24 protein-coding genes are annotated in these 20,419 nt (G+C 49.6%); 11 read left to right on the top strand and 13 right to left on the bottom strand.

What is annotated here, in order from left to right:
• Positions 1-11 precede the first annotated feature (11 nt).
• Together NGAR_RS08360 and NGAR_RS08365 are read left to right on the top strand one after the other, a co-directional pair.
• Positions 12-884: an isocitrate lyase/PEP mutase family protein gene (locus NGAR_RS08360; protein WP_015019260.1), complete on the top strand. Its 873-nt coding sequence runs from the start codon at positions 12-14 to the stop codon at positions 882-884.
• Between the two features lie 242 nt (positions 885-1,126).
• Positions 1,127-1,330, top strand: coding sequence for a hypothetical protein (locus tag NGAR_RS08365; RefSeq protein WP_148681192.1), 204 nt, complete (start codon positions 1,127-1,129; stop codon positions 1,328-1,330).
• A gap of 10 nt (positions 1,331-1,340) precedes the next feature.
• On the opposite strand, the gene NGAR_RS17470 is transcribed toward NGAR_RS08365, so the two are convergent.
• The 7 genes from NGAR_RS17470 to cobO form a co-directional block, all read right to left on the bottom strand.
• The gene (locus NGAR_RS17470; protein WP_015019261.1) at positions 1,341-1,511 is read right to left on the bottom strand and encodes a hypothetical protein; all 171 of its coding nucleotides are present in this window, start codon (positions 1,509-1,511) and stop codon (positions 1,341-1,343) included.
• Between the two features lie 65 nt (positions 1,512-1,576).
• Positions 1,577-2,050 carry an acyl-CoA thioesterase gene (locus NGAR_RS08370; protein ID WP_015019262.1) on the bottom strand — a complete coding sequence of 158 codons (474 nt, stop codon included), beginning with the start codon at positions 2,048-2,050 and terminating at the stop codon, positions 1,577-1,579.
• A 24-nt stretch (positions 2,051-2,074) separates the two neighbouring features.
• A complete protein-coding gene (locus tag NGAR_RS08375; RefSeq protein WP_015019263.1) occupies positions 2,075-3,121 on the bottom strand; it encodes an NAD(P)/FAD-dependent oxidoreductase in 1,047 nt (348 codons plus the stop codon).
• A gap of 43 nt (positions 3,122-3,164) precedes the next feature.
• Positions 3,165-3,326: an RNA-protein complex protein Nop10 gene (locus tag NGAR_RS08380; protein WP_015019264.1), complete on the bottom strand. Its 162-nt coding sequence runs from the start codon at positions 3,324-3,326 to the stop codon at positions 3,165-3,167.
• 5 nt (positions 3,327-3,331) lie between these two features.
• Positions 3,332-4,144 carry a translation initiation factor IF-2 subunit alpha gene (locus tag NGAR_RS08385; RefSeq protein WP_015019265.1) on the bottom strand — a complete coding sequence of 271 codons (813 nt, stop codon included), beginning with the start codon at positions 4,142-4,144 and terminating at the stop codon, positions 3,332-3,334.
• A gap of 55 nt (positions 4,145-4,199) precedes the next feature.
• Entirely contained in the window at positions 4,200-4,694 is a 495-nt protein-coding gene (locus tag NGAR_RS08390) for an ATP cone domain-containing protein (protein WP_187147729.1), read from the bottom strand.
• Between the two features lie 22 nt (positions 4,695-4,716).
• On the bottom strand, positions 4,717-5,250 hold the full coding sequence (gene cobO, locus NGAR_RS08395; RefSeq protein ID WP_015019267.1) for a cob(I)yrinic acid a,c-diamide adenosyltransferase: 534 nt from the start codon (positions 5,248-5,250) through the stop codon (positions 4,717-4,719).
• Between the two features lie 82 nt (positions 5,251-5,332).
• Here cobO and NGAR_RS08400 point away from each other — a divergent pair, with 82 nt between their 5' ends.
• Entirely contained in the window at positions 5,333-6,703 is a 1,371-nt protein-coding gene (locus NGAR_RS08400) for a cobyrinate a,c-diamide synthase (protein WP_015019268.1), read from the top strand.
• Positions 6,704-6,712: 9 nt separating this feature from the next.
• Here the strand turns inward: NGAR_RS08400 and NGAR_RS08405 are convergent, their stop codons facing one another.
• Positions 6,713-7,348, bottom strand: coding sequence for a precorrin-8X methylmutase (locus NGAR_RS08405; protein ID WP_148681792.1), 636 nt, complete (start codon positions 7,346-7,348; stop codon positions 6,713-6,715).
• Positions 7,349-7,382: 34 nt separating this feature from the next.
• On the bottom strand, positions 7,383-8,141 hold the full coding sequence (locus tag NGAR_RS08410; protein ID WP_015019270.1) for a sirohydrochlorin chelatase: 759 nt from the start codon (positions 8,139-8,141) through the stop codon (positions 7,383-7,385).
• 136 nt (positions 8,142-8,277) lie between these two features.
• On the opposite strand from NGAR_RS08410, the gene NGAR_RS08415 reads away from it, so the two are divergent.
• From NGAR_RS08415 to NGAR_RS08440, 6 genes are all read left to right on the top strand, one after another.
• Positions 8,278-8,703, top strand: a complete 426-nt coding sequence (locus NGAR_RS08415) for a TolB family protein (protein ID WP_015019271.1) — start codon at positions 8,278-8,280, stop codon at positions 8,701-8,703.
• A gap of 627 nt (positions 8,704-9,330) precedes the next feature.
• Positions 9,331-10,815, top strand: coding sequence for an ArnT family glycosyltransferase (locus NGAR_RS08420; RefSeq protein ID WP_187147730.1), 1,485 nt, complete (start codon positions 9,331-9,333; stop codon positions 10,813-10,815).
• Positions 10,816-10,833: 18 nt separating this feature from the next.
• Positions 10,834-12,444 (top strand): ArnT family glycosyltransferase, encoded by a 1,611-nt coding sequence (locus NGAR_RS08425; protein WP_015019273.1) that lies wholly within the window; start codon positions 10,834-10,836, stop codon positions 12,442-12,444.
• A gap of 51 nt (positions 12,445-12,495) precedes the next feature.
• Positions 12,496-13,563, top strand: coding sequence for a cobalt-precorrin 5A hydrolase (locus NGAR_RS08430; protein WP_015019274.1), 1,068 nt, complete (start codon positions 12,496-12,498; stop codon positions 13,561-13,563).
• A 97-nt stretch (positions 13,564-13,660) separates the two neighbouring features.
• Positions 13,661-13,891, top strand: a complete 231-nt coding sequence (locus NGAR_RS08435) for a hypothetical protein (RefSeq protein ID WP_015019275.1) — start codon at positions 13,661-13,663, stop codon at positions 13,889-13,891.
• Positions 13,892-14,471: 580 nt separating this feature from the next.
• On the top strand, positions 14,472-14,918 hold the full coding sequence (locus tag NGAR_RS08440; RefSeq protein ID WP_015019276.1) for an Lrp/AsnC family transcriptional regulator: 447 nt from the start codon (positions 14,472-14,474) through the stop codon (positions 14,916-14,918).
• On the opposite strand, the gene NGAR_RS08445 is transcribed toward NGAR_RS08440, so the two are convergent.
• Genes NGAR_RS08445 through NGAR_RS08460 form a run of 4 tightly spaced genes read right to left on the bottom strand, consistent with a single transcriptional unit; the run spans position 14,915 to position 18,289 of the window.
• The gene (locus NGAR_RS08445) at positions 14,915-16,072 is read right to left on the bottom strand and encodes a cobalt-precorrin-5B (C(1))-methyltransferase (RefSeq protein WP_015019277.1); all 1,158 of its coding nucleotides are present in this window, start codon (positions 16,070-16,072) and stop codon (positions 14,915-14,917) included. The two genes, NGAR_RS08440 and NGAR_RS08445, sit on opposite strands and share 4 nt — an antisense overlap.
• 1 nt (position 16,073) lies before the next feature.
• Positions 16,074-16,826, bottom strand: coding sequence for an SDR family NAD(P)-dependent oxidoreductase (locus NGAR_RS08450; protein WP_187147731.1), 753 nt, complete (start codon positions 16,824-16,826; stop codon positions 16,074-16,076).
• Between the two features lie 37 nt (positions 16,827-16,863).
• Positions 16,864-18,006: a methionine adenosyltransferase gene (gene metK, locus NGAR_RS08455; protein WP_015019279.1), complete on the bottom strand. Its 1,143-nt coding sequence runs from the start codon at positions 18,004-18,006 to the stop codon at positions 16,864-16,866.
• A 25-nt stretch (positions 18,007-18,031) separates the two neighbouring features.
• On the bottom strand, positions 18,032-18,289 hold the full coding sequence (locus tag NGAR_RS08460; protein ID WP_228369326.1) for a U6 snRNA-associated Sm-like protein LSm6: 258 nt from the start codon (positions 18,287-18,289) through the stop codon (positions 18,032-18,034).
• 106 nt (positions 18,290-18,395) lie between these two features.
• Here NGAR_RS08460 and NGAR_RS08465 point away from each other — a divergent pair, with 106 nt between their 5' ends.
• Together NGAR_RS08465 and NGAR_RS08470 are read left to right on the top strand one after the other, a co-directional pair.
• On the top strand, positions 18,396-19,097 hold the full coding sequence (locus NGAR_RS08465; RefSeq protein WP_015019281.1) for a DNA repair and recombination protein RadA: 702 nt from the start codon (positions 18,396-18,398) through the stop codon (positions 19,095-19,097).
• 34 nt (positions 19,098-19,131) lie between these two features.
• Positions 19,132-20,310 carry a glycosyltransferase gene (locus tag NGAR_RS08470; RefSeq protein WP_228369327.1) on the top strand — a complete coding sequence of 393 codons (1,179 nt, stop codon included), beginning with the start codon at positions 19,132-19,134 and terminating at the stop codon, positions 20,308-20,310.
• The last annotated feature ends 109 nt before the right edge of the window (positions 20,311-20,419 follow it).

Genomic DNA, 20,419 nt, shown 5'->3' on the forward strand with positions numbered 1-20,419 from the left:
TCTCCCCACTGATGGCCAAGAAAGCAAGACTGTTGTCGCTGAAAGAGCAGCTTGAAGATAAAAACAGGATAATCATCCTTCCCGGTGTCTTTGACGCGTTGAGCGCCAGAATAGCAGAGCAGGTGGGCTTTGATGCAATGTTCCAGACTGGGTACGGATCATCAGCCGCGCTGCTTGGGATGCCAGACTTTGGGTTCCTCAACGCCGGCGAGACCGTCGACAATGCAAGGAGGATAATTCGCGCAGTCAGCGTCCCCGTTCTGGTCGACGCCGACACGGGATATGGCAACCCGCTCAACGTCTGGCGGCTTGTGCAGGACCTTGAAAGCCTGGGTGCTGCCGGCATATTCCTTGAAGACCAGATATGGCCCAAAAGATGCGGCCACATGATAGGCAAGGACGTCATACCAAAGGACGAGTACCTACCCAAGCTCAAGGCGGCAGTTGAAGCGCGCAAGAGCAAAGACTTTATCATAGTCGCAAGGACCGACGCCCGCGCGCCGATAAGCCTTGATGAAGCGATAGAGCGCGGCAAGGCTTACAAAAAGGCTGGGGCCGACGTCATATTTGTAGAAGCTCCAAGATCTGTCGAAGAGCTGAAAAGAGTAGCTGATGAAATAGATGCGCCGCTGGTGGCAAACATGATAGAAGATGGGGTCACGCCGACCTTGCCTGCCCAAGAGCTGCTAAAGCTTGGCTACAGGATAGCCGTGTTTCCGCTGTCGGCACTTTACAGCGCCACGTACGCCATGAGAGAGGTGCTAACAGAGCTGAAAAAGACTGGCGCGACAAAAGAGACACGCAAGATGATGGTCACATTCAAAGATTTCAACCGCTTTGTAGACCTTGACAAGTACATGAATCTTGAAAAAAGATACACTTGATATCATTATATTACACTAGTAGAATGATCTCGAATTGGTAAGTAAAATCAATCAATATTATTAATTTACATGGGTCAGCAGAAGGTAGCCATGGTGATACCTATGTGCCAGAAATGAAGAAAATTTTATTATTGACAAGACCCTAACGGCTCTCCTTTCGCTAGCAAAAAGCTTGTACCTTGAAAGTGGAGGAGGTTGTATCCATAATCAGATTTAAAAGGCAACAATGTTTTTCTTGGTTATTGCCCGCCAAAAAGAAAAGAGCAAAAAAACCAAGCGCTCAGGAAGAGCAGTTAGAACTGTTGAGACAGATCCTTGCTGAATTGCAGACACTTAATGCCAACTTTGCTACTGGCAGTACACTAATGAGACAAACCGTAATAGAGCCAGATACACTAACAACAAGTGATCTCGGTGATGACGAAGAGCTGGAAGAATACGAGTAATAACAATCAGTCAGCCAGTATAGGCGTTCCTGTATTCTTGGAGCATGACCTGCTTTACATTTTCTACAAGGTCCCTCATTTCCTTTCTGTCGTTCAGCTCATTCTTCCTCTTTACGTTGATTCCAAGCGAGTCCAGCTCGTTGGACCAGTACCCTTCCTTGTCGAGCTCATCGCCTTGCATCTGATCAAGAATGACTACAACTGATTTATACGATCACGAAAATTTAGCTAGCGTCAGTGTCTCTCTTAAATCTTGCCGGCTTCTTTCAGGCGCGATTGCATTCTGGCATATCCTTCTTTGAAGCGCTTTCTATCGTCAGCCGTCTTGAGTACGAGCTGAGGCACCTCTGTCGGCTTGCCATTTTTGTCAAGCGCAACAGTGGTTACAAATGCAGTCCCCGTGCGGACCCTTGTCCCGTCATCAAGGTTCTCTGCCTCGATCGTCACTTCTACTTCCATCGACGACCTGTGGACGTAGTTGAGCCGGGCAGACAGGATCAGCGCGTTGCCAATGTACACGGGCTTTAGAAATGTCATCCTGTCAATGCTGGCAGTGACGCAGTTTGTGTTTCTCGCATGTCTCTTTGACACAATCCCTGCGACAAGGTCAACATACTTTAGTATCACACCGCCAAAGACATTCCCTTTTGGGTTGGCATCTGACGGAAGCATCATCAACGTCATCTCTGTCTTTGATTCGCTAGGGCTTTTCTTCTTCAAATCGATTTCTTTGCTGTTTGCTTGCTATAAAGCGTTTACCAGTCGCGTCATCTTGTCTAGGCTGACCTCAAAGCCAAAGCGCTTTTCTTCCTTCTTCATGTGACGGTACATGCTCATCATGAGATTTACGTGCTTTATCGTGCTCAGCTTGCCGTCCATCTTGAGCCTAACTATCCTGTAGACATCGTCGTAATAGTCGAACCTATCAAGCACCCGTTTGCGATATTCCTTGAAGTCGAACTTGCCGTTATTGTTGTTACTCCTGCCAAGCACGTCCAGAAATATGTCGCAGCAGATAAGCGATGGAATTATGCCCTCGCCCAGCATCGGAAAAACGCAGCCTATCGATTCGCCCACTCCAATTATGTTGCTGTCGCCGTCGTAAAACGGCTCCATGCGCTTTGGCGGGGCCAGCCTGATCGGCCTGCCTATCTTTTTTACGACCTTTGCTTCCGGGTGCTCCTTGAAAAATTCGTCCACTCCATAGTATTTTTTCTGAACGTCTCCTGCCCCCATGTAGCCCCGTCCGCCGTCAAGCGGAAAATACCAGAAATACCCTTTTGCGCCCTTGTAGCCTATGACGTAAAACTCGTCTATGCCATGCACATTTTCAAGCAGGTATTCGTACGCCGGTATCAAAAAGTCCTGCTCGGATTTTGGAAGCAGGGTCCGGTGGAGGCCTGTGCAGTCTATTACACAGTCGTACTTGTCAAATGGAAATGTCTCGCGTGTGACCTTGACGCCATATGTCACCTTTACGTCCTTTAGCAGGTCGTTTTCCCATCTGTGCTTGTCATAGGTCACAAGGCCCTTCAGGTCCAGATATTCTTCATTGTCGTTTGGAAGCTCCATCCTGAGCCGCTGGCCGACATGGAAAATGTAATTGGCAAAATCAAGACCTGCCTGATCTGAAAACTTTTCAAGCATGTGTCTTGATGCGCCCCACGCGCAGACGGGCCAGTGATGCTCCTTCTTTGATGCCTCAAAGATCTCGACGTCATGGCCGCGCTGCTGTAGCATCTTGCCAAGGTAGCTCCCTGCCACGCCTGCACCCGCTATTGCAAAACGCATCTTCTTCTGCTTTCAATGCCTGCAAGTTTACTTATAATTCTTGTCAGGATTCCGAATACCTGTCCGCTATCCTGTAGCGGACATACTTGTCGTCAGGAGAATACTTTGGTGGATGCGGGTCCGTGGTTGGAGTTTTGCATTTTGGGCATTCGTGCTTGAGCGTGTAAGTATTGCATGAGGGGCACTTGCGTATTAGGTGCTTCATATGACTTAACCTGACTGGTGCGACTTTTTCGACTCTTCGCGAGTAAAATTAAAAGATCCGTGCTGCTTTTCGATTGCGGACCGTATCTTTTCCACAGCATTGTTCATCGATTTCTCGGCTACCTTGAAATTCTCCGCAGTCACCACTATCCTGTACCTTGGTGCGCCTACATAGGTCACAGTGGTGGTCGCGCCTCCCTTGCTGCTTTCGATGCCGGCAAGAGTGTTCTTGATAATTTCAATGCCGTCCGGCTTTTTTGATGATATCTCCATTATGCCCCTTACCTCGACTTGCGGGATCTGGATCTTGTTGCTTTCTTCTTCTATCGCCTGCTTTATTTCCGGCGCAAGGTCGATGTTCTGGATGGCTTCCGGCCCCTTCCTTGCCACCGCCTCAAAAGCGTCGTAAACATAATCATACTTTTGCAGAATCTTTTCCTCTATCTCTGCGACCTGCTGATCAGTAAGCTTCAGCTTTGACTTGATAAAGTCCATGAACGCGGTCGCCTTTTCGTTCTTTTTTACTTCGATCAGCTTGGACTTGCGCTCTTCTCCTGAGACCTGCTTGAGAGAGGTGTCAACTTCTCCTCTTGCCTTGTTGACCCTGATGACCTTGAGGACTGCCTTTTGTTTTGGCCTGACGTATCGCTCGACGTTTCTTATCCAGCCGGTTGCAATCTCTGAGATGTGGAGAAAGCCTGTCATGTTGTTGTATTCGTCAAGCGTGACATATGCGCCGTGGCCGGTGACTTCCTTGACAGTAGCAATCACAATTTCTCCCTCCTCAGGAAGCCTCTGAACCTCATCGGTGGCAGTCATTTGCTGATTATTACGATACACGGTGCAAATGGCATACTTTAAGGTTGCTCCATGCTCAGGCAGACGATGCAAATCGCTTGCTCCGGTCGTGCATTACACTGTCCCTGTTTGCCCTGTACGCATTATGCTGATCAGTATCAGCACTTCCAATGGGTGATTCATACTGGTCTACATTGGCCTTGTCGTGCTGTGTGTTTTCTGGCATTTCACCAATGTATGATGATACGGCAGCCTGCTGGTTCCGGCCGCGCAGCTCCTCCGCGATCATGTTTCTTACCCTGCCAGCAGTCACGGTCTTTTTGCTTTTTTCTTTTGCTTCGGATTTGATCTGCTTTGAGACATTCTTGGCAATGTCTCTGGCTATCAAAAACGGCACCCCCGATCTGCTGGTAGTTGCAGCCATCCGGTCAAGGTCAAACTTTTCCTTTCTACCGCTTGATCGCCGGATCGTGACTGCTGCCGGCTTTTTCCTGGGCCTTTTCTTTCTCTTGGCGGCGCCCTTGCTTTTCCTTGTCGTGCGCTTTTTGACAGCTTTTTTCTTCCTTGCCATGTACCAATATGGCAAACAAGCGCTAAAAGTCGATGCCCTTTTTCGCCTTTATCCCCTTTTGGTAGGGATGCTTGATCTCCTTCATCTCTGTTACAAGGTCTGCTGTCGCAATCACAGGATCGGGCGCATAGTTGCCGGTGAGCACAAGGCTGGTCTTTTCTGGCTTTGCAGCAATTATGTCCAGTATGTCCTGTTCTGAAATCAGGTTAAGTTTTGCTGCATAGTTTATTTCGTCCAGTATCATGATGTCGTATGCACCTGATGCAAGCTTCTCTTTTGCCAGCGAGACTGCCTGTTTTGCGGCGTTTTGGTGATCCCCGATCGGGTGGTCGTCGTCTATTATTCCTACGAACCCTTTGCCGGCTGCTATCAACTCAAATTCTGGCTCGAGTCTTTTTGAGCTTGCTAGTTCGCCATAGTACCATTCTCCCTTGATGAACTGGATCATGCAGACCTTGTAGCCGTGCCCAACCGCCCGAAGCACTATTCCAAGGGCGGCTGTAGTTTTGCCTTTGCCCTTGCCGGTGTATACTATGACAAGGCCCCTTTCTGACATCTGTTATACACGTTAATCGTCGTGAAGATAAAAATCAATCTAAATAAAAAGTTAAAATTAAAACTAATCCAACTCTGTTCTAGTGCAGATCCCAAGAATCGTCATTGCAGGGGTCACAAGCGGAGTGGGCAAGACCACCGTTGCTGTGGCTGTCATGCATGCGCTCCGCAGGAAGGGGGGCCTGAAGGTTCAGCCGTTCAAGGTCGGGCCCGACTTTATCGACCCCTCATACCACACTTTTGTAACAAAGAGGCAGTCACGCAACCTTGACGTCTGGATGATGGGCAAGCAAGGCGTGCTTGATTGCTTTGTTGGCGCCTGCCAAGGCGCAGATGTCGCGGTGATCGAAGGAGTCATGGGGCTGTTTGATGGCATGTCTGGCAAGGACGATTTTGCCAGCACTGCCCACGTGGCCAAGATTCTAGACGCGCCCGTAGTGCTGGTAGTAGATGCTGCCAAGAGCGCACGATCAATAGCAGCTATCATTCTTGGCTTTTTGCAATTTGACAAGAATCTCAGGATAGCAGGGATAATCCTGAATAATGTCGCAGGCGAAAGGCACGCTGGCTACATCACCGACGCGCTGGCCGGCAAGATCAAGGTGCCGGTAGTAGGCATTGTCCGGCGCAACAGCGAGATCAGGATGGAAGAGCGCCATCTGGGCCTCGTCCCTGCGCCAGAGCTGCATGAGGTAAAGAGGAAGGCAATAGTCGCCGCGGCAAAATATGTTGCAGACCAGATCGACATCGACAAGATACTGAAGCTTTGCGGCACAAGCCTACTTTCAGATGCTCCTGTACGTACTCGACTTGATACAAAATCAAGGATCGCAGTTGCTCTAGACGAGTCGTTCAACTTCTACTATGCAGACAACCTTGACGCGCTGAGAAGGAGTGGAGCAGAATTAGTGTTCTTTAGCCCCGTGCAGGAGGCAAGATTGCCTGAATACATTCATGGCATAATGCTTGGCGGCGGGTTCCCAGAGGTGCTTGCAGACAGGCTGGAAAGGAACCAATCGATGATAAAATCCATCCGAAAAGCGGTGTTGGATGGCATGCCGATCTATGGCGAATGCGGTGGACTGATGTACCTCACCCGGTCGATAAGAGGCTACAAAGGCGAGAAAAAGGCGAGGAAAATGGCAGGTCTGGTAGACGCCGACACGCTCATGACGAGCAGGCTCACCCTGAACTATACGGAGGCGGTATGTGATGGGCCCATTTTTGGCAGGACGCGCCTGCGAGGACATGAATTCCACTATTCTTCTATTGAAAATGTTGCGCGCGATTCCAAGTTTGCGTATTCGATGAAAAAAGGCAAAGGCATAACGGGAGACAAGGACGGTCTTGTCGTAAATGGAAGCGGCCTTGCAGCATACATGCACCTGCACTTTGCAGACACAAAGCTACCTGACAGGTTGATGCAGGCGTGCGCTAGATATTCACGCAGATGATGACTACTACTATTGTTGTTTGCTCTGGTACAACAGCAGCATTGCGTTTATTATTGAAGACGCCGCCGGGCTGCCGCCCTTCCTGCCCACGTTTGTAATGAAAGGCACATCATCCATCTTGGCCAGCTCTTCCTTTGATTCTGGCGCAGAGACAAAGCCAACTGGTATCCCAACCACGAGTGCGGGCTTTGTGACGCCTTCCCTTACCATACTGATGACCTCGTAAAGCGCGGTTGGGGCGTTGCCTATTACCACAATGCCTCCGTCCATGTCTTTTGCCGCGTGGCGCATGGCAACCTCGGACCTTGTCCTGCCGGACCTGCGAGCCTCCTCTGCTATTCCACTGTCAGATATGTAGCACGCTGTCCTAAGGCCAAGGTCGGTAAGCGATTTCTTGTTCATAGCGGCAAGCACCATGTCAACATCGGTTACAATGGTGCACCTGTTTCTGATCGCGTCAAAAGCGGATTCGATCGCCCTTTCATGAAAGAGAATTTTGCCCTTGCCTGCAAAGTCAAAGTCGGCGGTCGCATGTATGACCCGCCTGACGATGGCCCATTGCAACTCGTTATAATCGTGGCTCCCGATTTCAGAGTCGATTATTTCAAAGCTCTTTTTCTCAATGTCAAATGCCCTGTTGGACATTGCTCTGCCTGCTGCAGTGCCGCTGTGGTGATGATCAGACGCCAAACCTTTTCTCCACCTCTCTTGCCCTCTCGATCACGAGGTCAACCAGCTTTTCGTCGACGCCCAGATGCCGGGCCATGAACGCACTTGTAAAGCCATGCTTGTCAAGCGCAGCGTTTACGTCCTTGACCACGTCTGTCTTGATGTGTGCTCCTCTGTGCAAAAAGTATGGCATCATCAATATCACTTTTGGGTTCCCGGCAATCGCCTGCCCGATCCCTTCTTCGATGTTTGGATGGTCTAGTTCTAGAAAGCAAAAGTGGACGCTGCGATAGTGTGGCCTTATCATGTTTGCAGCATGAATGAAAGCGTCGCGGGCATTCTTGTCGCTGCTGCCATGCCCAATAAGCACAACATCGCACTCTTTGTCAGGATATGTGATCCCCCTGTCTTTTTTGAGCTCGCTTATCCTGTCGACTATCAGCTGCGCCATCATCGGGTGGTAGGAAAGGGGCTTTGTGATAGCCATCTGCAGTTTCCTGTCCTTTCCTATCTTGGCGCTCTGCTTCACAGTGTCTTTCAGCTTCATGCCTGGGTACAGGAAATATGGCATCACCGTGACAAAGCCGGCCCCGCTTGCCACGCACTTGCTTATGCCTTCTCCGATAAACGGCGGAAGCACTTCAAGGAAGCAATAGTCTGCATAGTCATATCCTGCGCGGCGCTTTGCAATCGAGCAGATCTCTTGCAGCTCCTGCCTTACGTCCGGCTCCCTGCTCCCTCTGTCAACTATCAAAAGCGCCTTTTTCATTTTCAACTACCTGTGCAGATGGTTTGCACGGGCTAATTATCTTTATGCGCGCGTATGTGCGCATTTCCAGTGGAAAAAATGATGCAGCGCAGCTGCATTTTACGCACAAAAAATTATACAGATTACGTACACATACGTGCTTCCAGTCCAGAATGGAAAGATAACAAAGATTTCGAATGGTACCACATTTCTCAGGGATTGGAGTTCGGATGGCAGATTCATAATCGGAGATAACCTCGTAATGATTAGTCCAAATGGTATAATTTTACAAGTTCCGGAAGGCTTGGAAGAGATCTCTATTCCGAGCATTTCACCGAGCAATGATCAACTATTATTTATTGCCAAGCATGAAATAGAAATGGATACAAATTATGATGTTTTCAAGTATAAGCTAAGCGATGGTTCGATACAACAGCTAACAAATAATCCAAAATTGACAGCGCAGGGCTTGGTTGAGCGAATAGTTGGAGCTGAATGGCTTTCGAACGGTAGAATACTGTACGTTCAAAGTGAGACAGATACAAAGGACACCAGTCATCAAACAAGCTCTCTGGATTGCTAACTCTGAAGGAGTATAGGCCGAAAGAGTCTTAACAATATCGGGCAGTATTTCTCAACAGCTAGACGTAAGTACTGATAATAAGGTAGTGTTTGTTAAAATCCAATCGCATCCAGAAATCAAAGGCTTATTTCAGCATAAACTCATGACATTTGACATAAACAGCAAAAAGCTATTCGAAGTCCCTCTAGACTTTGGAACAAGCTGTCTAAGTATGGCAAATGGGCAGCTAATTCACATTTAGTCGTCTACGAAACCCAAACCTGCCACTTTGTGCCGGGTGATTCTATTGAAGTCATAAGCGAAGATGGACAATTTCATGAGAAGATCTACAGTTCTACATGCGACATTTACCGCCGTGGTGGCACCCGACGGTTCCAAGCTCGTCTTTGATAGCAATGGAGTATATCAAATGGGGTTTTCGCATCCTATGCCTGAATTTTCTCCTTTTACGACAATCTTGCTTTTCACATGCTTGCATTTGTTATAGTAGGCCTGAGAAGTAAGTCCCGGCGTTCATTAGGGACTTGCATTGCTAAAGCCAGATTGGCATGCACGTATTTTGCAGCAGGCGTTCTTTGTTATGCGCTAGATTCTAATAGCTTTGCCATAGTTGATAGATTCTGCATATTGCTTTCTGTATCTTTCAACAAGAGATACTTGCTGATCCTTATTCCATTAGCGCTGTCTTCGTTTACGCACCTCTGGAATGCCACGGGCTTTCCAGACCTGTTTTACGACGAGGGCATCTACATGAGAAGAGCAATGAACGTTCTGGAACATCAAATGCTGCAGGAAAACCTGTACTATTACGATCATCCCTTGTTTGGCCAGATCTTTCTGGCTGGCTTGCTTGCTCTTACCAACTATCCGGATTCACTAAATCCGTCAATCTCAGCTCAATCGATTGAATCGCTCTATCTTGTGCCAAAGATATGGATGGGAGTGCTTGCTGTGATTGACACGTTCCTGATCTACAAAATTGCAGACTACAAGTACGGCAGCTCTAGAATTGCGTTTCTTGCTTCGATCCTGTTTGCAGTAATGCCAATGACTTGGCTTACCAGAAGGATACTGCTAGAGTCGTTGCTGCTGCCCTTCCTGCTATCCTCGATCTTGTTTGCGCTCCAGCTGCAGCGCTCGCACAACAAAAGACAGCAGCAGTATTTTGCCATGATGCTTTCCGGAACGTGTCTTGGCCTTGCGATTTTTACCAAGATCCCCGTATTTACAATGATCCCGCTGATTGGCTTTTCAGTCTATACTGGCAGCAGCAAGGAGAAGAACCAGCTGAGAAATGTGGGCCTCTGGTTCATTCCGGTAGTCTTGATTCCGATGATCTGGCCTGCGGAGAGCATTTCCACCGGCTCTTTTGATAACTGGGTCAGAGGCGTTCTGACGCAGACACAGAGGCACAGCGACGGCATTACCACCGCCTTTGCAGGCTTTCTTATCACAGATCCTGTCCTCCTTGCGCTGGGCATCCTTGGATTTGGTTATGCCATTTTGAAGAAGGACCTGTTCGTTTTGCTCTGGGTAGGACCGTTTCTGGTATTCTTGTGGCTTATAGGTTACGTGCAGTACTTCCATGTGATGCCAGTATTGCCAGTGTTCTGCATCTCTGCAGCCCTCTGGATAAATGACGTCATTAACAAAGTCGGACCAGGGCGGCGGCTGATACAACATGGCATAGTGGCTTCCATAGTAGTCTTTGGGCTTGCCAGCACCACGCTGCTGATAACAACTAACGTAACATCGAGCCAATTTGAGGCTGCTGCATTTGCCCTGTCGCTGGCAGACAATGACACGACGATAATTGCAAACCCTGTCTATTCATGGCCCTACAATTTCGTGTTTCATGTGCCTCATGCCATGAATGACTATCGGGATGTCATGTACTCTGCAATCCCAACCGACAAGGTTGTGCTCATTTCCGATCCTCACTTCCGGGGCAGCATCAATGAAGCGCCGATAGTGCAGACATACAACAGCACCACCAGCGTCAGAACCTTTTATGGAAACGCCAGAAGCTACGACCCAGACCTGTACCCTTATACCAGCATGACCCTGAACTATCAGGGAAACGACATTGACGTCAGGCAGAAACTGCCTTGACAAGGCTTTTATCCTCACATGCATTTTGAAGGGACATACATGCTGCAGGTGACAGTTGCCAAGGGAAGAGAGCCAGTAATAATATTTCTGGCTGTCGTGGCGATTGGGCTTGCTGCAGCGTTTTACCTCTATTTCGTAGTTGACAAGTATTCGCTCCTCTATTACTGGGACGCTGTCTCGCATTCAGTCGCGGCCAGAAAGTTCGTAGACTGGGGCGAAAACCCTGGTCTGGGCCAGATCGGAACGGTGTGGATGCCACTTCCGCATTTCCTGCTTTTGCCGTTTACTCTGATAAACGCATTGTTCACGACAGGATTTGCAGGAACTGCCCTCAGCCTGCCATGCTTGGGCCTGACATCCGTGTACCTGTACAAGATCATAAAATCGCTAAAGATGCCAAGCATCGCAGTCATCCCGTCATTTGCGGCGTTTGCAGGAGCGATGCTCTATGCAACAAACCCTAACATCATGTACCTCGGCATCACTTCGATGACCGAAGCTCCATTCATGCTCTTTTTCGTGGCTTCTGCATACTATTTCCAGTCATGGTACCAGAACGGCAACAGGCTGAGAGATCTGATACTGTGTTCAATCTTTCTGTCTTTTGCTACACTTACCAAGTATGAGGCTTGGTTTCTTCCGATCTTTTTGATAATCGTGGCGGCCGTATTTATGATAAGGAGCAAGAGCCAGAGCCCGAACAAACAAAAAATATTTGCGATCCTTGCCTCTGTCCTGTCGCTGTCAAACATAGTATTCTGGCTTGTATGGAATCAGTATCATTACGGCGACGCGCTAGAGTTCAGCAACGCTCAGTATTATTCCGCTTCATGGTACGCGCAGAACAGACCATTTCGGGAGATCTTGTTCCTCCAGCCTGCAAACGTCCTGTCTATCTATGGCGTGACCGCGTTTGCAATGTACGGCCCATTGCTTCTTGGCGCCGGGATACTAGGGTACTGGATCTTTCGCAAAGCCAACGTCAGCGGCAAGAAACTCGTACTGCTGTTTTTGGCCCTACCTCCAATCTTTACGATCACCTCTCTGCTGATTGGAATTGGCGAAATGTCGTACTGGTTCAACTCACGCTTTATGGTGCTCTTGTCGCCGCTTATCATAGTAATAGCGTGCATCTTTCTTGCCAATACGAACAATAATAATAACATCAAAGAAGACAGGCGGCGGATCATCATAATTGGCGCAATTGGCGTGCTGTTTGCGTCCCAGTTGGCAATGCCTGCCTTTTTCACGATTATCACAATGAACGACGCTATCGGCGGCTATTCCGTCAAAGAAAACCTCCTTGCCATAGACACCGGGGAGGCTTTAAAATCGCTGTACGACGGCAACGGAAAAATAATGATCCTGACCGGCTCTGGGCTGGAACACAGGGTAATGATCACCAGCGGGATCCCCCTTGCAAATTTCGACGAAATAATTGAGCATAGCACTTGGAAGGCATCGTTCAAGGAGCCTTGGTCACACGACAGATGGGTGGTCATAACAGAAAAACCGGGGACTGATGCCCTGAGCACCACGCAGTACTGGCTAGACAGGATGGCAGAGCTTGAGACACATTACAGAACGGTATATGAAAACGAATACTACAAGATACTGGTTCTAAGATAATAAGAAAAATGCAAAAGGTTATTTTTCCATCGCAATCCTTCCCTTAACTGTTTGACCAAGACAGCCATCGTCGCCATAACAAAGCACGGGATCGAAATAGCACGCAGGATAAAGCAAAAGATGCCCGAAGTAGAGATCTACGTCCCGGCAAAGCACAGCGACGGCGTGACCGATATCAATTGGTTCTCAGAGCAGAGCACGCAGCTCGTCGGCAGCCTCTTCAAGACGTACGACGCCCTGATCTGCATATTCTCTCTTGGCGCGGTGATAAGGATGGTCGCGCCGCACCTTGTCGATAAAAAGAGCGACCCGGCGGTAGTCGTCATAGACGACAGGGCAAACCACGTCATAAGCGCGCTATCGGGCCATCTTGGAGGTGCAAATGCGCTGGCGAGGCTGGTCGCCTCGTTCCTTGGCGCGCAGCCCGTCATTACGACAGCAGCAGACGTCAACGAGACAATCGCAGTCGATCTCGTGGGCAGGGAGTTTGGCTGGACAATCGAGAACTTCGAAAACGTGACCAAGACGAGTGCATTCATGGTCAACGAAGAAAAGATCGCTATTTACCAAGACGCAGGAGAAAGGAACTGGTGGCACGCACCACTGCCAAAAAATGTCGCTGTTGTTGGCAGTATCGAAGAGATCAAGTCGCCTGAGTTCAAGGCCGGCCTCGTTATTTCCGACAGGGCAATTTCCGATCCTGAAATAATAAGCAAGTCGGTCATTTATAGGCCCAAGTCGCTCGTCGTCGGGATCGGCCTGCACTGGGACACAAGCAAGGATGTCATTGAATCTGGAATCATGACGGTTTTCAAGGTAAAAGGTCTGTCGTTCAAAAGCATAAGGAACATCTCTAGCATCAACCGCGGGGCAAAGGTAAAGGGCCTTGAGGAATTTTCAAAACAATATGGGATACCTATCGAGATCTATGACAAGGACAAGCTGGCGTCGGTAAACGTCCCGAACCCTTCACAGACCGTTCAAAAGTTCGAGGGGACACCCAGCGTTTCAGAGGCGTCGTCGCTGCTGAGCTCAAAGGGCGAGCTTGTCGTGCCAAAGCAAAAGTTCTCGCCAAACCTCACTGTGGCAGTCTCACGCATCAACTTTAACCAAATTTAGATATAAATATTCAATATTTTATAGTAAATATGCGACTTTTTTCTGCTGATGAACTAATTTTAAATATTGCATTGTTGTATCATAATTCTGATATGGCATGTCAGAACCAGTAATACTCCACTGGGAGCGTGTCATACACAAGAACGTGCGATCTAGGGACGGATACGACATCGGAAACATCATTTCAGAAGCTGGCGACACTATAACCGTGATGCAGGGTGCAAGCCGCGAATACAATATTCCAAAATCGGCCGTTGATGGCTTTAACGGGTCAGAAGTCAGCCTTTCAATGACGTATTCAGAAGTTCAAAGCTACAAGGTAGCATAGCTACCTTCTCTATTTTTTGCAGGCGCGGCTAATTTTCTACGAACGGCCAAGAAATAATTCTTTTAAGCAAGTTATTTTCTGGAAAATTCCCAGTTTGACCTCGTAGGTAAATGTATTGCTAGTTGCATTATGCGGAATGCCGTTTGAATACCATGATATTTCCGCATATACCGAATACTTGCCAATCTCGTTTGTCGGATTGTATCGAACAACTAAAGTACAATTGTTGTCTACTTCTGCTTCTACATGATGGTTACATTGAATAATTTACCACTAGGGGTTGCTGTATAGTATACTACCTTGACGACAGGATGCCAGGGTCTTGAATATTCATAGTCCTCATTAGTCGTTGGAACAAATCTGTACATAGCTTTCCTTGGATTTTTTGAGGCTCACCTTTTTTTAGTTCAGAGCTTGCCCAAATAGTAAACGAAGAGGAAACATCGTGGTTGTTTTGAGCATATACGGTTGGAGCAAGTGAAGCTGTCGTTAGAATACAAAATGATATCACTATTATAACAGGAAAACAAGTCGCTTTTCAATGTAAGGTTATAAGATGGATTAGCTATTTGTTACAACGTTGCCTGTCCAGCTTGACGACACCGATGTTGCTATAGTGAAATCGCTGATGGAAGATGGTCGCAAGTCCTTTCGGGCCATATCACGCGAGATAAAGGTAAGCACTCCTACTGTCAAGGCCAGGTACGAGCGCCTTGTTAATATGGGCCTCATCAAGGCAATCAAACCTGAAATTGACCTGTCAAAAGTGGACAAGAAAAGCAAGGATGAATTTGACGACACTCTGGAATCGCTGAAAAAGCAAAAGAAGCACTTTCACGTTTACGTTGAAGGTCTTAAAGTCAAGCTGAAATGCGAGTTCTGCGGAGGGCCCATCCACGGCAAGCCCAAGGTTCTGAAATTTGCAGGCTTTGAGAGGTTCTTTTGCTGCACCCAGTGCAGGGTATCCTACAAGGACAAGCACGGCGGACGTATAGAAATGCTCAAGGAACAATACAAAAAGCGCTAGACATCAAGAGGAGGATGGCGGCCGATCACTTGCCCATCAAACTCAAACATCACTACCTCTATGTCTAGCTGTCTCTTTGAGTGCTCGCTCATCTGCTCGTGTACCTTCTTGCATACAAGATCAAAGTATCCGGCGACATTGTTTTTCGTTATTATCTCTGACACGTGCCGGGCAGTGTTTGCGCCCCTGATCTCTTGAACAACCTCTGGCGGCGCTTTGCATTCGGCTGCAAGGCGCGCCATGAACTCCATGTCAACATGCGAGCCGGCGACATGCGTCTGCTTGACTCCCATCGCCATTTTTGTCAGCTTGCCGATAAAGCCGGCAATGATCGCCTTGCGCAATTTCTTGCTTGCGCACTGCTTTATCGAGTAGCCGGCAAAGTCTCCCATCTGCACAAAGCAGTGATCAGGCAGCTTGAACAGCGTCTTGGCAAAGTCCTCGCTGCGCCCTCCGGTTGTAAGAACGGTAGTGTCCGCACCCATCGCGATTGCCACGTCAAGGCCTTGCCTGATCGAGGCAGCAAACGACGCTGTCGAGTAAGGCAGGACTATGCCAGTGGTGCCAAGAATAGAGATGCCGCCTAGAATGCCAAGGCGTGGGTTGTCGGTCCTTTTGGCGATCTCTTCACCCTTTGGGACCGATATCACGACCTCGACTCCGTGTTTTTTCAATTGATCTTGTGCGACTTCGCGGACTGCCTGCTCAAGCATCTTCATCGGGATAGGGTTGATCGCGGCCTTGCCTATTTCAAGCCCTAGCCCCGGCTTGGTCACCCTGCCAACTCCCTTACCTCCGTCGATGTTTATCTGGCCGGCGTTGTCGCTGAGCGAAACAGTGGAGCATATCTCTGCGCCGTGCGTGACGTCCGGGTCGTCGCCGCCGTCTTTTATCGCGGCACAGGTGGCCTTGTTGCCGTCGATTCTTGTCCACGCGATCTTGATCGTGGCAGTCTTGCCTTTTGGCAGCGACACCGTCACCTGCTCGACTGGCTTCTCAATTAAAGCATAAAGCGCGCCCTTCGTGGCCGCCGTCGCGGTAGTGCCTGTCGTGTAGCCTGTTCTGAGTGCGCCCTTGCGCCTTTTTTCCTCGATCTCTGGCGGCAGCTCTTGTTCCTGCTCTGCAAGCTCTAGATCCTTGTCTTCAGCAAACATATTACAGCAGCACTGTCCCGCCATCTATCACTATCGTGTTGCCTGTCGCAAATGAAAAATCGTCACTTGCCAAGCTTGCGGCAACCTTGGCGACTTCTGACGGGTCGCCCCACCTTTTCATCGAGTTTTCCATCGCCGCCTTTTTCCTTTCAGTCACGGTCATTGAATTGAAGGTGGCTTCGCTAGAGATGTTGCCAAGCGCAAGGGTGTATGCCCGGACGTTCTTGTCCCCGTATTCAAGCGCAATGTGCTTTGTAATGGCGATCACGCCGGCCTTTGCGACCGTGTAGGGCGCGCCCTCGGTGTGCCCTGACACTGCAGGCGTCGAAGAGATGTTGATTATCACTCCCCCGCCGCCCTTGATCATGAACGGGAGCGCGGAAAGGCATAGCCGGAGGGTGCCTTTGAGGTCCACTTCTATCACCCTGTCAAACTCTTCTTCGGCAACCTCGTGGAACCTCTTTGTCCACATGTTGCGGTCAAACGGGTATCCAGCGTTGTTGATCAAGATATCGATGCGCCCGTGCCTCTCTGCTACGTGGCGCACGAATTTTGTCACGCCGGGCGCGTCAGTCACATCCAGCCTTTCAGGGTATGCCTTGCCCTTGATCATGTTGGCAGTCTTTTCTGCGCTTGCGATCTTGCGCGAACACACGATAACAGTGGCGCCGCGCGCGGCATACTCTTTGGCTATCTGGAAGCCAATGCCCCCGCTTGCGCCAGTAACTACTGCAACCTTGTTCTTTAGCAACAACAACTGGAAAGTCTATGCCCTCTGGCTATTTTTAATATTAGCGCAGCTCGAAAGCCTTGTCGGTCTTTTCCCAGGTAAAGTTCTGGTCGTTTCTTCCAAAGTGACCGTAGGCTGCAGTCTTGTGGTATATCGGGCGCTTGAGGTCAAGCGTCTTTATGATGCCTGCCGGCCTCATGTCAAAGACTTTGTGGACCTTGGCTTCGATCTCTTCTTCCGAGGCCTTGCCGGTGCCAAACGTGTCTATCATTATAGAGACTGGTTCTGCCACACCTATCGCGTAGGCCACCTGCACTTCGCACTTGTCCGCAAGACCTGCAGCAACAATGTTCTTGGCCACGTATCTTGCCATGTAGCAGGCAGACCTGTCTACCTTTGACGGGTCCTTACCAGAGAACGCCCCGCCTCCATGCCTCCCCATGCCGCCATAGGTATCAGCAATTATCTTTCTACCTGTCAGGCCAGTGTCGCCGGGCGGGCCGCCTATCACGAACCTGCCTGTCGGGTTGACAAGGAACTTTGTCCTGCTATCAATCCAGCTGCCGCAGACTGGTTTTACCACCTTGTTGATTATCTCTTCTCGCAGCTGACTCATGCCAATGTCCGGCGAGTGCTGTGTCGAGACGACTACCGTGTCAATGCGTTTTGGAACGCCGTCTTCATAAACGACAGAGACTTGGGACTTGCCGTCCGGCCTGACCCAGCTCAGCTCTTTCTTTTTGCGCACTTGTGCCAGCTTCATCGATATCTGGTGAGCCATCGTGATCGGAAGTGGCATCAATTCTGGTGTTTCGTTTGTGGCGTATCCAAACATGAGCCCCTGATCGCCGGCTCCCTGCTCCTTGTTTGAAGTGGCCGTGACGCCCAGGGAGATATCAGGGCTCTGCTCGTGCAATGCTGCGAGCACGGCGCACGAGTCGCAGTCAAAACCATAATCCGGCTTGTCGTACCCTATTTCCCTGATCGTGTCGCGCACGATCTTTTGCACATCCACCCTGCCCTTTGACGTGACCTCGCCGGCGACAAACACGATGCCAGTCGTGGTCATTGACTCTATGGCGACACGAGAGTCAGGATCCTGCCTTAGAAAATCGTCAAGAACGGCGTCAGATATCTGGTCGCACACCTTATCAGGGTGCCCCTCAGTTACGCTTTCAGATGTAAACAACCATCTTCTTACCATTTATAAAATAGCACCGACTTCATGGCTAGAACTCTTTTTCTAGTTTGATGAACAGGACATTGTTGCCCCTTATCACGACCTTGCCATAGTTTGCAAGCACGTCAGAGCCGTTGAACTCTTCGGCGTCTGTCAGGATCAGGTTCATGTACGAGTCGACGTTGTTCATCCTGCCCTTGTATTCTATTTCGCTCTTGAGCCTTACAGCAACCTTCCTGTTGATCGCACGCTGCAGTGTCGACAGGGGGCGCTTTGGTTGCTGTTGTGATGACGGCGAAGATGACAATCTAACTAATCGCTTTTGAAAAATCGTGGCTCGAATAAAAAGGTTCCTTTGCCGCAGGTTCATAAGTGGGTTTTGTACATAGTAGAGATATAGCGAGCTTGGCACGTTGGCTACCACCATTTCTACCGGCTCAAAAGCAATAGATTCGCTCCTTGGAGGAGGCGGCATACGCACAGGCATGCTAACGGATGTTTATGGCGAAAGCGGCTCGGGCAAGTCGCAACTTTGCTTCACCCTTTGTGCCAACTGCGCAAGGGCCGGTGGCACGGCGATATTTGTCGATACCGCCGGGACGTTCCGGCCAGAGCGCATAGTCGAGATATCCGGCTCGCCCGGCGCGCTTGAAAAGATCAATTTTATAAGGGCGCTTAACACGCTTGACCAGACAAACGCTATCAGGAAAATCCTTGACACAGGTCCGCAGCTCGTAGTAGTGGACACACTGACGTCGCTCTTTTCTGCAGAGTACTCGGGGCCTGCCCGGCACCTTGCGGTGATGAAGCACATGCACGAGCTGGCGCTCGCCGCGATAAATGCCGGCTGCGCGGTCGTAGTCACCAACATGGTCAGAAACGCGCCGATAACTGTAGTCGACCAGGCAGGCCGCAACATTGCGCAGGCGGTGGTGCCTTCCCAGCAGCGCGAGTATCTTGGGAGCTCGGTCTCGATCTATTCACATATAAAGGTCAAGCTGGAGATAGTCGACGCGGCCAAATCCTCGTTCAGGGCTCTGCTCGTCCAGTCGGCAGGCAAAGAGCCCGTGCCATTTTCCATAACGCCTCGCGGGATTTCTGATATCATCAATTAGAATAATTTTATACCCCGCTGTTCTATTGGAGCATGTGAGCGCACCAGCGCAGGAAGAGCTGCTAAAGGCCGGCAAGGTGCCGCTGTCTATAGTCCTTCCAACGTACAACGAGTCTCAAAACATAGCCAAGATGCTCGATTCGATAGCCGAAGCGCTCCCTGCAGATACTGCCGCAGAGATTATCGTCGTGGACGACAATTCGCCCGATGGCACCGGCGACATTGCGGCCCAGCACGCCAAGAACATCAGCAACAAAAAAGTGCGCATCGAAGTCATCCGCCGGCCGGGCAAAATGGGGCTCAGCTCTGCCATACTTGCCGGCGTCCAATCGGCCGCAGGCGAGATCGTAGTTGTCATGGACGGCGACTTTTCCCACCCGCCGCAAACGATCTCCCACATGCTTGAGGAGCTCCAGGACCCGAAATGCGATATCGTGGTCGCGTCAAGGTACGTCAAGGGAGGCTCAGTGATAGGATGGCCTTTCAAGCGCAGACTCATGAGCAAGAGCGCGACAAAGATCGCGCAGGTGGGCCTTGGCATCGAAGTGAAGGATCCAATGTCAGGGTTCTTTGCTTTCAGGCGGCGCATCATAGAAGGAGTCAAGTTTGACGCGATAGGCTACAAAATGCTGCTTGAAATTCTGGTCAAGGCAAAGGGCGCCCGCGTCAAGGAAGTGCCTTATACTTTTACCAACAGGCGCGCCGGCGCCAGCAAGCTCGACTCGTCTGTCATGTTTGACTACCTGCGGGCGGTGTGGAGGCTGTACCGCTATGGCAAGTCGCTGCGGGAAAAGGAAAGACGCGCTTCGGTCCGCTTTCTTTCAAAAGCGGCAAGGTTTTACACGATCGGAGCGACTGGGCTGCTTGTCAATTATGCTGCCACTACCCTGTTTGTCGGACTGCTGCCGGGCATCTGGATCCTGTATGCAGCAGTGGCTGGAATAGTATTTTCGATAACTTCAAACTTTTTCCTCAACAAGCTGTGGACATTTGAAGATAGGGACTTTACGGCAAACACGACACTGGTGCAATACGGCCTGTTTGCAGGCTTTAGCTCACCGGGTGCCGCCATACAGCTATCGATGCTATACATGCTGCATGGGAGCCAGCAGGTAAGCTACCCTGTCGCGCTGGTCCTTGCAGTGATGGTTGCAGCCGTTGGAAACTTTTTGTTCAACAAAAAGTGGACCTTCAAGGAGAAAATATGGAGCTAAATTGGCGACCGCGACGATACTATCACGGATTTGATAAATTTACATCAAAAACCTTAATTATTTACCTACACTAACAACATGCAACCAACAAAACGTCCGCTAAATAGGT

This window comes from Candidatus Nitrososphaera gargensis Ga9.2 (assembly GCF_000303155.1).
GTDB lineage: Archaea > Thermoproteota > Nitrososphaeria > Nitrososphaerales > Nitrososphaeraceae > Nitrososphaera > Nitrososphaera gargensis.

What these genes read in the sequence shown, in the direction of transcription:
- NGAR_RS08360 (WP_015019260.1), top strand. Translation starts at nt 12, where the DNA reads ATGGCCAAGAAAGCAAGACTGTTGTCGCTGAAAGAGCAGCTTGAAGAT.
- NGAR_RS17470 (WP_015019261.1), bottom strand. Translation starts at nt 1,511, where the DNA reads ATGCAAGGCGATGAGCTCGACAAGGAAGGGTACTGGTCCAACGAGCTG.
- NGAR_RS08375 (WP_015019263.1), bottom strand. Translation starts at nt 3,121, where the DNA reads ATGCGTTTTGCAATAGCGGGTGCAGGCGTGGCAGGGAGCTACCTTGGC.
- NGAR_RS08380 (WP_015019264.1), bottom strand. Translation starts at nt 3,326, where the DNA reads ATGAAGCACCTAATACGCAAGTGCCCCTCATGCAATACTTACACGCTC.
- NGAR_RS08385 (WP_015019265.1), bottom strand. Translation starts at nt 4,144, where the DNA reads ATGACTGCCACCGATGAGGTTCAGAGGCTTCCTGAGGAGGGAGAAATT.
- NGAR_RS08390 (WP_187147729.1), bottom strand. Translation starts at nt 4,694, where the DNA reads ATGGCAAGGAAGAAAAAAGCTGTCAAAAAGCGCACGACAAGGAAAAGC.
- cobO (WP_015019267.1), bottom strand. Translation starts at nt 5,250, where the DNA reads ATGTCAGAAAGGGGCCTTGTCATAGTATACACCGGCAAGGGCAAAGGC.
- NGAR_RS08405 (WP_148681792.1), bottom strand. Translation starts at nt 7,348, where the DNA reads ATGTCCAACAGGGCATTTGACATTGAGAAAAAGAGCTTTGAAATAATC.
- NGAR_RS08410 (WP_015019270.1), bottom strand. Translation starts at nt 8,141, where the DNA reads ATGAAAAAGGCGCTTTTGATAGTTGACAGAGGGAGCAGGGAGCCGGAC.
- NGAR_RS08425 (WP_015019273.1), top strand. Translation starts at nt 10,834, where the DNA reads ATGCATTTTGAAGGGACATACATGCTGCAGGTGACAGTTGCCAAGGGA.
- NGAR_RS08435 (WP_015019275.1), top strand. Translation starts at nt 13,661, where the DNA reads ATGTCAGAACCAGTAATACTCCACTGGGAGCGTGTCATACACAAGAAC.
- NGAR_RS08445 (WP_015019277.1), bottom strand. Translation starts at nt 16,072, where the DNA reads ATGTTTGCTGAAGACAAGGATCTAGAGCTTGCAGAGCAGGAACAAGAG.
- metK (WP_015019279.1), bottom strand. Translation starts at nt 18,006, where the DNA reads ATGGTAAGAAGATGGTTGTTTACATCTGAAAGCGTAACTGAGGGGCAC.